Source organism: Staphylococcus agnetis, assembly GCF_002901865.1.
GTDB classification, from domain to species: Bacteria; Bacillota; Bacilli; order Staphylococcales; family Staphylococcaceae; genus Staphylococcus; species Staphylococcus agnetis.
In genome coordinates, this window is the sequence record NZ_PPQF01000141.1 from 1 (window position 1) to 1,805 (window position 1,805).

The following is a 1,805-nucleotide window of genomic DNA, read 5'->3' on the forward strand; positions in this document are numbered from 1 at the left end:
AGATGTAAAATAACACATTTATGACACGCATGAGCGTCACAAGTTTTATGGAGTTATTCGACTTATTATGTTGTTTTTTAATTTAAATGTTTATAAATGGATTATGAGAGGTAGAGAGTTAAAGCTCAAATAATTACTTTATTCGAGTCGAATTGAAATACTGTAACCTTTAGGTTGCGGTATTTTTTTGTGATTTTACAACAAAAAGGAAATGTAGTATAGTGGTTATCCATTTCATTTTAATGAAGCAATGAATAATAAATTCAAAAATGACATACATATTTATATATATTAAAACGGTGCTATAGTAGAAATGCCAAAGGGTGTAATGGCACATTGATGAATTAGTATTTTTTATAGAGAGGACTGTTGAAAGATGCGTTATTTAAGAAGGTGTAAAAGTGTTTCAGTGGATGTATCACTTCTAAATTAAAATTAAATTTAGAAGTGAGGATAAATAATGAACTACAATAAAATATTTAACAAATCATTTATAATGCTTTTCGTAAGCAATTTCTTCATATTTATTGCTTTTGAAATGCTATTACCGGTTTTACCCGCGTATTTAAATCAAATGCAAGCGAGTCCATTACAAATTGGTTTGATCGTGTCACTCTTTACAATTGGTTCAATATTGATTAGACCGTTTATTGGATACTATATGATTAATCGTAATGTTAAAATGATCGTTATTTTAATTACAGCGATGCTACTAATTGTCACAATGAGTTACCCATTTTTAGAAATTATTGTGATTTTAATGGCGTTACGTCTATTCCATGGTGTATTGTGGGGTGCATCAACGACAGTCAACAATACACTAGCCATTGATTATCTTCCTGAAAATAAGTTAGGGGAAGGTATAGGATATTTCTCAATTTCTACGACAGCAGGAGCAATTATCGCACAAAGTTTAGGAATATTTGTCTATAATGCCTATACATTTAATATTTTAATTGTTTGTGCTACTGCTCTGAATCTATTTGCTTTAGTGATGTTAACGATGCTTGATACGCCTAAAAAGGCGCATGTAGACGTTAAAGGGTTTAAATTTTTAGAATCATTAATGTTGAAAGCGACACGTTTTCAATCTATATTAGTGGTGTTGTCTACGTTTAGTTTTGGATCCATCGTTACATTTCTTGTTATCTTTAGTGAGCAACGTCATATACCGAGCGTCTTTTTGTTCTTCGTAATTAATGCGCTCGTATCAACGCTTATTCGTCCTATTACAGGTCGTTGGTATGATAGGAAAGGACCATGGAGTATTATTATTTTTTCAGCGATCATTGCGTTCATATCCATGATTGTCCTTGCGATGACACACACTTTGCCAATGCTCATCCTATCAGCGACATTATTCGGTGCTGGATATGGAACGGTAATGCCTAGTCTTCAAACATGGGCCGTACAAAGTGTTGATCATGCGAAAAGTAGTTTGGCCAATGCGTCATTCTTTTCAAGCTTTGATTTAGGATTTGGTATGAGCTCATTGTTACTCAGTATCTTATCCAAATGGCTATCAATACAGATGATTTTTTTCATTTCATCTTTAGCGTTTTTACTTGTATTCATTTTGGTCATTCACAATGCCTATCAGTGTCGACGTTCACGTCAATGATGTATTGTAAAAATGTCTATTCAATTTAAGGCAGACCAGAAGTTTAAAAATGATGATGCCAACTTCTATCGTATTTATTGACTAATTATTAAATTTAAACAAAAAATATTAAAAGTATGTTTAAAATATAAGTAATGTGGATATATAATACTATCTCTTGCTAGAAGTAAGCACTTCTATCTTC

At 31.9% G+C, this 1,805-nt stretch carries 1 protein-coding gene; it reads left to right on the top strand.

The window, feature by feature from the left end; translation table 11 throughout:
- Positions 1 to 460: 460 nt before the first annotated feature.
- Positions 461 to 1,621 carry an MFS transporter gene (locus CD172_RS12365; protein WP_103346507.1) on the top strand — a complete coding sequence of 387 codons (1,161 nt, stop codon included), beginning with the start codon at positions 461 to 463 and terminating at the stop codon, positions 1,619 to 1,621.
- Positions 1,622 to 1,805: the final 184 nt, after the last annotated feature.

Coding starts and splice junctions, on each gene's coding strand:
- CD172_RS12365 (WP_103346507.1), top strand. CDS start 461: ATGAACTACAATAAAATATTTAACAAATCATTTATAATGCTTTTCGTA.